This window comes from Mesorhizobium sp. M1E.F.Ca.ET.063.01.1.1, assembly GCF_003998155.1.
Lineage (GTDB): Bacteria > Pseudomonadota > Alphaproteobacteria > Rhizobiales > Rhizobiaceae > Mesorhizobium.
The window spans coordinates 33,878-41,202 of record NZ_RZSC01000006.1; the positions used below are offsets into that span (position 1 = coordinate 33,878).

At 59.2% G+C, this 7,325-nt stretch carries 6 protein-coding genes; 5 read left to right on the plus strand and 1 reads right to left on the minus strand.

Annotated elements, in window-relative coordinates:
• The first annotated feature begins 40 nt into the window (after window positions 1-40).
• From EOA29_RS01775 to EOA29_RS01795, 5 genes are all read left to right on the plus strand, one after another.
• The gene (locus EOA29_RS01775) at window positions 41-481 is read left to right on the plus strand and encodes a hypothetical protein (protein WP_189478787.1); all 441 of its coding nucleotides are present in this window, start codon (window positions 41-43) and stop codon (window positions 479-481) included.
• 12 nt (window positions 482-493) lie between these two features.
• Window positions 494-1,759 (plus strand): patatin-like phospholipase family protein, encoded by a 1,266-nt coding sequence (locus tag EOA29_RS01780; protein WP_127220101.1) that lies wholly within the window; start codon window positions 494-496, stop codon window positions 1,757-1,759.
• Between the two features lie 318 nt (window positions 1,760-2,077).
• Window positions 2,078-2,374, plus strand: a complete 297-nt coding sequence (locus EOA29_RS01785) for a hypothetical protein (protein WP_127220102.1) — start codon at window positions 2,078-2,080, stop codon at window positions 2,372-2,374.
• Window positions 2,371-3,687, plus strand: a complete 1,317-nt coding sequence (locus EOA29_RS01790; RefSeq protein WP_127220103.1) for a carbohydrate porin — start codon at window positions 2,371-2,373, stop codon at window positions 3,685-3,687. Before EOA29_RS01785 ends, EOA29_RS01790 begins: the two co-directional genes overlap by 4 nt.
• A 1,250-nt stretch (window positions 3,688-4,937) precedes the next feature.
• On the plus strand, window positions 4,938-6,362 hold the full coding sequence (locus EOA29_RS01795; RefSeq protein ID WP_127220104.1) for a DUF3300 domain-containing protein: 1,425 nt from the start codon (window positions 4,938-4,940) through the stop codon (window positions 6,360-6,362).
• Between the two features lie 108 nt (window positions 6,363-6,470).
• Here the strand turns inward: EOA29_RS01795 and EOA29_RS01800 are convergent.
• Window positions 6,471-7,325: substrate-binding domain-containing protein (locus EOA29_RS01800; protein WP_127220105.1), on the minus strand; the 855-nt coding region annotated here is incomplete at its 5' end.

The following is a 7,325-nucleotide window of genomic DNA, read 5'->3' on the forward strand; positions in this document are numbered from 1 at the left end:
GTCGTGTCGTTCTCCAACCGGAAAACCCAAGAACAATCCAATGACGATGGACCCAGCAACGATCTCGGCCGTATCCGCGCTATCGGGCTCCGCCATTGGCGCTATGGCGTCGTTCGCCACGACTTGGCTCACCCAAAACCATCAAGATCACATGAAGCGGCTCGACAAGGAAGGGTCGCGCCGCGAGCGACTGTTCGCCGAGTTCATTGATCAGGCATCGAAGGCCTATGCTGACGGCGTAATCCAGGAACGCCTGGACGACCCGGCCAAGCTGGTTCCGATGTACGCCACCATCAACAAGCTACGTCTCTTTGCCAGGCCGGCCACGATCGAGGCGGCTGAGGCTGCGCTGGCAAGCATCGTCAAAACCTACGGGGCCCCTTCTACTGTTCTAGAACCACTCAAGCCGGAGATCGCCGCAAATGACATCCTGCGTAACTTTGCGGAGTCTTGCCGGTTCGAACTGACCCAGTTGCGGTAGGATGAAAGGCTCATGGCGATGAGGTTCTTCAAGCAATCCATGGTGCTGCATCGCACCCCCGGCACGATGCCTACCCCTGGGCTCAGGGAAAACCTTCTCAAAATCCTCTTACTTGCCCTGTGCACCAGTCAACTTACAGGCTGCATAGCAGCTTACCCTCGCGATGGTGTGCCTGCACAATACGTGTCGAAAGCCGAGGTGAGTGGCTACCCAGGCGACATTCGCGTGTGGGGAGACTCCTACGCAAGCTTCCCGGCCGATCGACTCGTGCGACTGCGAGATCAACGTAAAATAGCGGCAAAGACGGACGCATCCATAAAATTACGAGAGCTCAATGCGCTTACACTTTCCGGCGGTGGCAGCAGTGGCGCTTTCGGAGCTGGCATTCTCGCCGGATGGACCAAGGCCGGAACCAGGCCGCAATTTGACATTGTCACCGGTATCAGCACCGGAGCTTTAATCGCGCCGTTCGCATTCCTTGGGCCGGCCTACGATGACGAATTGAAACAGAGTTTTACCAAAATCAGTGACAGCGACATTTATATCAAGCACAGCCTGCTGGGTCTTGTGTCGAGTTCATCGTTCACAAGCAACGCGCCCCTCGCAAGGATGCTCGACCAACATATCACGTACACCATGCTCGATCAGATCGTCCGGGAGTCAGCTAAGGGGCGGCGGCTCTTCATCGGAACAACTAACCTTGATGCCGATCGAGCTGTAATCTGGGACATGGGTGCCATCGCAGCGAGCGGTCGGCCGGATCGATTGAAGCTCTTCAAGCAAGTTATGCTCGCTTCGACCGCTATCCCCGGCATCTTTCCCCCGGTCCAACTGGAAGTGACGGCGGCAGGCAGGACCTATCACGAAATGCATGTCGACGGTGGCACCAGCAATGAGGTATTCCTAATGCCCGCAGGGCTGAGACTGAGCGAACTCGATCGAACCTTCCATACTCAGATGAAGGCGCGACTTTATATCATTCGCAACGGCAGGACTATGCCGGAACCGAGCATTGTTAAGGCAACACTGCCTGATATCGCAGGAAAAGCCGTTTCTTCGCTGATCAAGACGCAAGCAATCGGTGATCTCTACCGTCTGTACGCCACCGCAAAGCGGGACGGCATCGACTACAATGTCATAGACATCCCCGCGGACTTTACCGTCGAAGCAAAAAGCCCTTTCGATAACAAGTACATGCGTGCCCTTTATGAAAAAGGCTACGAGATAGGCCATGCCGGCGTGCCGTGGAAAAAGACGCCACCCGGATTTTCGAATTGAATCGACCTTTGCCGCCAAAGGGGTGCGGGAACGCTTGTACGACTCCCCCCGGGTTGACCTTGCGGCAAGACATTCGATCGCAGCAAGATCGATTGCTGACCGCCTCTGCGCGTTCGGCTCTCAAGAACTCCGGGTTCGATCTTCGCAGCCTGTGATCCCCTGTCGCTCGATCCTACTTTGATGAAGGACCGGTGATCACGAAAGTTGAGTTCGGCTTGGCCTAGTAATCAATGCGCCAATACGGTTGAGGGCCGCACCTGTGGTGCTCGCGCAATGTTCGTGGACTGACCGGCCTGCGCTGAGCACCAAGGAAATTCCATGACGAAGTTCTTTTCTATACGGCCTGATTGGCTGGGATTTTTAAGGTCGCGTGGGCGGGCAGCTAACAACGCTCGCCCACGCTTGCTGCGGGCGTTGTTGCTGCCACCGGTTATTTCGGCAAATACCCCATTCCTTGCACACGCGCAGGAGCAAAGCGCCTCTCCCCGCGGCGTTCAGCGTGAGCCGCTGGACGAAACGCAGATGAACGTGATGGTGGCGCGCATCGCGCTCCATCTCTGCGAGAATCTTCGCCGATGGGATGATCGGCGCAAGATTGTGGAGGTTGCTGTATGAGGGGCTGCCTTCTTGCGCTCGCGCTCATTTTCTCCGCGTCGGCAGCTTCGGCTCAGGACCCTGCTCGCAGCAGCAGTGCCACCGACACGAACTCGATCGACCCCACAAGCCGCGTCTTCCAACTCGTGTTGCCGGCCGACCACATGTTGGGTGACTGGGGCGGGCTGCGGCAAACACTCGAAAACGCCGGAATCACAGCAAATTTAGGCATGGTTACCGACTTAGCGGGCAATCCGAGTGGCGGCCGTTCCAAGGGTGTAACCGCACCGACAAGCGTCGAGCTTAGCCTCTTGGCTGACCTCGACCACATCGCGGGGATAAGCGGCGGCTCGCTCTTCATGTCGACCTCCGAGCGATGGGGTCGAAGCCTGTCCGCGGATTATGTAGGAAACGTCTTCAGCGCACAGCAGATATACGGATTCCAAACCTGGCGACTGATCGATCTTTCCTATCAGCAGCAGCTGTTCGACGACCGCCTCGAGCTTCGTCTTGGACGCTTCGCCGCGACCGATGACTTCATGGTTTCAGCCTACAGCTGCGGTATGGTATCCAACGCCTTTTGCGGCAACCCATTCGGCATCCTGTTGGATGCACCAGGAATTAGCGCCTATACAGGGGCTTGGGGAGCGTTGGCCAAGTTCAAGCCGACGCCGCGCAGCTATATCATGGGCGCCGTGTACAATGGCGATCAAGAGGTGCGCGCCGACGAGCACCACGGTCTCGACTTTTCTATGCACGGGCCGGCTTTTGCGATGGCCGAGGTTGGTTATCAGATCAATGGACAGCCGGGCGACAGCCAATTCCTAGGAAATTACAAGCTCGGAGCCTGGTATGATGGCAATCGGCTTACGGAGTTCCAGTCGGGCGATCCGGTTCGGGGAAGCTGGGGCTTTTACGGCATTTTCGACCAAGTGATTGTACCGTTCGGCGCTCCAGGCAGCAATCGTGGCCTCGGTGTGTTCGGTTCGTTTACGGTGGCGCCTAGTCCCAACAAGCAGCCGTTATCAGCTTTTTTCACGGCGGGTATTTCGGCGCGCGGCTTCATTGATAGCCGACCGCGAGACGCAATTAGCCTAGGCTTTGCATACGGTCGCTTCAGTGACGACCTGCGCCAGGCTCAACGCGACGGGCAATTGCCGGGCCCGATCGGCGGTCAAGGCCGTGAGAGCGTTCTGGAGGCCACCTACCGGTTCGACGTGAGGAACGGTGCGATGTTTGTCCAGCCAGACGTTCAATATATCATGCATCCGGGAGGCACCGACGCTGTCAAAAACGCGGTGGTAGTGGGCGCGCAGCTCGGTATCAATTTCTGAGTAACGTCAATTCATTCATTCCGGCAGGTACACGCGTGAAATCTGGCAGCGTAACCCCACGATCTGCCTTCCCACGCCTGCGGCAAGGTCGATCGCTTGGTTGCAGACATCTTGCCGTGCTCACGAACTAATGAGCGTATTTGCCATGCCTTGCCAGGCGCAGCAGTTAGCTCGGGTGCGCTCACAAGGATTTCATCCTCTATGAGCCGGCGGTTTTGTTCGATGAGCTCGAGGCGGGAAACGGTTCCCTCGCATGAGGAACGATGATCGCGGCGAAGCGCCACGACATTGGCTATCGAACTGGCGGCCGACGTATACTGTTGGGGAATGGGTACTTGAAAACGTCGACCGTCGGCACTCGGGCGGGTACGCCACATCGGTGGCGCATACTGAGGTTCAGGCGTGATTGGGTCGCCTTCAATCAGATTGCCGGCTTATGGTGAACAAGCGGTTACTTTCCACAGGTGCGGCCCCAGTGGCGGACGGCGGTTCCAGCTTCTGACGAGGAGCTTGGGCAAACGGGCAGGGATAGCTGTCACGCGCCAAACGCTTTTTGCCCATTGCTCTTTGCCGGGTTTCGACCGGAGCCCGCTCGACTTCGCCAAGATAGATCGTTGGGCCGCATAGTTCGACGTCATTCAGGGATTTGAGGGTTAGCTACTCCTTGGCAACAGGCCAAAAAGATGAGGCCAACGTCTACCGGCACCAGCCCCTGGCCCGCGCCTTTCCACGGAGGACAGCTAAGCGACAGCCGCCTGCCAAGGGCACGGCACATGGAGAGGAGGGGACCAGCCATCGACCAGATGACCGGTCCCCAATTCGCAGCCGGCGGGGGACTTAGGGGTTTGGGGACTTTAGGCCGGCAGTGCGGGCGACATGGACGATAGCACCATTAGCAGGTGCTTGGATAAGGAAATCGATGCTGCGGCGCATCACGCGTGGATGTCGAAGGCGACAAACGCGCCAAACGAGATCACCTCGCGCGTTGTCAGTTCGCGTGCACGTGTTTCTAAACAAGCTCTATCGCTGACCGCCCCTGCGCGTTCGGCTCTCCAGAACGCCGGGTTCGATCTTCGCGGCCTGTAATCCCGTGTCGCGGAATCCTAGTTCCATGAAGGATCGGTGATCACGAAAGTTAATTCCGGCTTGGCCCTAGCAATCAACCTGCCAATCCGGTTGAGGGCCGCACCTGTGTGCTCGCTCACTGTTCGTGGATTGGCTGGCCTGGGCTGAGCGTTAAGGGAAATTCCATGACGAAGTTCTTTTGTATACAGCCTGCTTGGCTGGGATTTTTAGGGTCGCGTGGGCGAGCAGGTAACAACGCTCGCCCACGCTTGCTGCGAGCGTTGTTGCTGGCACTGGTGATTTCGGCAAATACCCCATTCCTTGCACACGCGCAGGAGCAAAGCGCCTCTGTGCGCACCGTTCAGCGCGAGCCGCTGAACGAGCCGCAGATGGAGGTGCTAGTGGCGCGCATCGCGCTCTATCCCGATGAACTGGTCGCTGCGATTGCAGCGGCGTCCCTGCATCCTCTGCAGATCGTTCAGGCCCAAAGGTATCTTGACCTGGTCGGCACCCAGCCGGAGGCGAAGCCCGACAAAAGCTGGGACGGGAGTATCATATCCCTTTTGAACTATCCCGAGATCATCAGGATGATGAGCGAAGATCTCAAGTGGACTCAACAGATGGGGGACGCGGTGGCCTATCAGCAAAAGGACCTGCTTGAGGCCATCCAGAAATTGCGTCGAACGGCGGTCGCCAAGGGGATCATCAAGAGCGACGACAAAAACGTGATCGTCCAGAAGCGTGAAAGAGTCACGATCACCCCGGCCCATGCTGACAAGATCTATATCCCCGTCTACCGCTCCGAAGAGCTCTACGCATCCACCGGCGGATCGGAAGGAGTAAGTTACAACTCCGGTTCTTACTCATCTTACTATGACCCCACGGCAACTTACTACGCCGCTTATTTCACAGGGGCCGCTTGGGCTGCAGCGATCGATTGGTACGAGGGTGAGACCTGGAGTGGCTATGGATCCTGGGGGAGGGATGTCGAAATCAAATGTAACTACTGCTTCAACGATCGAAACTTCAGCGGCAACATAAGTTTAAACCAGGTCGATTGGGCCAAGGTCGACAGCTCCAGGATATCTTTTGATCGATCGAATTTGGGTAGGCTCGATCAAAACACGCTGGTGCGGGACCTGAAGGCGGACGGCAGCAACAGTCTGACTGAAAGAGCGGCGGGCCTCAATCCGCATGGAGGAGAGACCCCGCTTAGCCGCTCGTTCCCGACCGTTGGGGGAACCAGGCTGGAAAACCTCAAAGCTGGAAACCCGGGCGTTCCGGGGATGCCTGCGGCGGGGCCAAGAATGCCGGGCGGGAACCGCGTAAATTCCCTGCCAGGAATGTCTCAGCCAGGGCCGCGTGTCGGCCCGCACGGCAGAAGCCTGTCGGGGAGAGGTGACATTCCGCATCGGCACGGTCCTCGTGCCTTGCCGGGCCACCAGCCTCGCGGCATTGGCCCGCGGCGCCCGGGTGTTGTGCCCCCCGGATCACAATTCCGGCCGCATGGTCCACAGCCTAGGGGTTTGGCCGGCCCGCCTCGGTTCAGCGCGCCTCCCGGTGTTGGCCGCCCGCCAATGCCCCCACCGGGCGGCCCTCCGCCGTTCTAATGCCTTAGGCAGCAGCTTAACGCGCTCGGCATGGCAGTCTTGGCTTTACGATCTGTCTGCCGGGTCCTGCGGGCGCCGGGCTCGATCTCTGGCCGGCGGCTTGGGAGGTCAGCGCAGCGCCTGCTTGGCGAGCTCTGAGACGATCTGGTAGTTCTGCGGTGTGACGAAGCCGGCGCCGGTGTCGACATTCATGGGCGCCAGCCCCAGCACCACCTGCTGGCAAAGGCTGAGGATCGGCAGGTAGCCCTGCATGAACGGCTGCTGGTCGGCCGTCAGTTGCACCCAGCCACCCTTGAAGGCCTCGACGATCTGCGGGCTGGTGTCGAAGCCGAAATTGAAGATGTCGCCAGGCTTCCTGCCCGCCGCCTGCATGTAGGTGGCGACATTGCCGAGCATCTGCCCGCCGGGATAGCCGACCGCCTTGACGCCGGGATTGTTGAGCAGCGCGGCAGTGATCGGCGGGATCGCGAGATTGGGATCGGCTGCCCATTCGGTTTGCGAACTGATCTGAACGACATCGACGCCGGCCTCCTTCAGCGCGGCGACCGTCCCACGCTCGCGCGCACCGCGGCTTTCATTCTCGAACGGGCCGATCATGATCGCCTTGTCGCCGGTTTTCAGCCCGGCCAGCTTGAACGCCTCGGCGCCGAGCGCGCGCCCCTGCTGTTCCTGCTGCGCGCCGACATAACCGCCCCCGAACGCCGCCACCACCGTCGGCACCGGAACGTTCTGGTACATCATCTTGATGCCGTCCTTATGCGCCTGTTCGGCCAGCGGCATGATCGCCGCGTCGCCCGGATGGCCCATCATGGCGATGCCCTGGGGCTTGACGGCGACCGCCTCGCGCAATTGCTGCACCATCTTTTCGACGTCCCAACCGGAAAAGATGTAGTCGACCTTCGGCCCGAGATCGGCCGCTGCCTGCTTGGCGCCATTGTAGACGATGGTGCCGAAGGCGTCTCC

What these genes read in the sequence shown, in the direction of transcription:
- EOA29_RS01775 (WP_189478787.1), top strand. Translation starts at nt 41, where the DNA reads ATGACGATGGACCCAGCAACGATCTCGGCCGTATCCGCGCTATCGGGC.
- EOA29_RS01780 (WP_127220101.1), top strand. Translation starts at nt 494, where the DNA reads ATGGCGATGAGGTTCTTCAAGCAATCCATGGTGCTGCATCGCACCCCC.
- EOA29_RS01785 (WP_127220102.1), top strand. Translation starts at nt 2,078, where the DNA reads ATGACGAAGTTCTTTTCTATACGGCCTGATTGGCTGGGATTTTTAAGG.
- EOA29_RS01790 (WP_127220103.1), top strand. Translation starts at nt 2,371, where the DNA reads ATGAGGGGCTGCCTTCTTGCGCTCGCGCTCATTTTCTCCGCGTCGGCA.
- EOA29_RS01795 (WP_127220104.1), top strand. Translation starts at nt 4,938, where the DNA reads ATGACGAAGTTCTTTTGTATACAGCCTGCTTGGCTGGGATTTTTAGGG.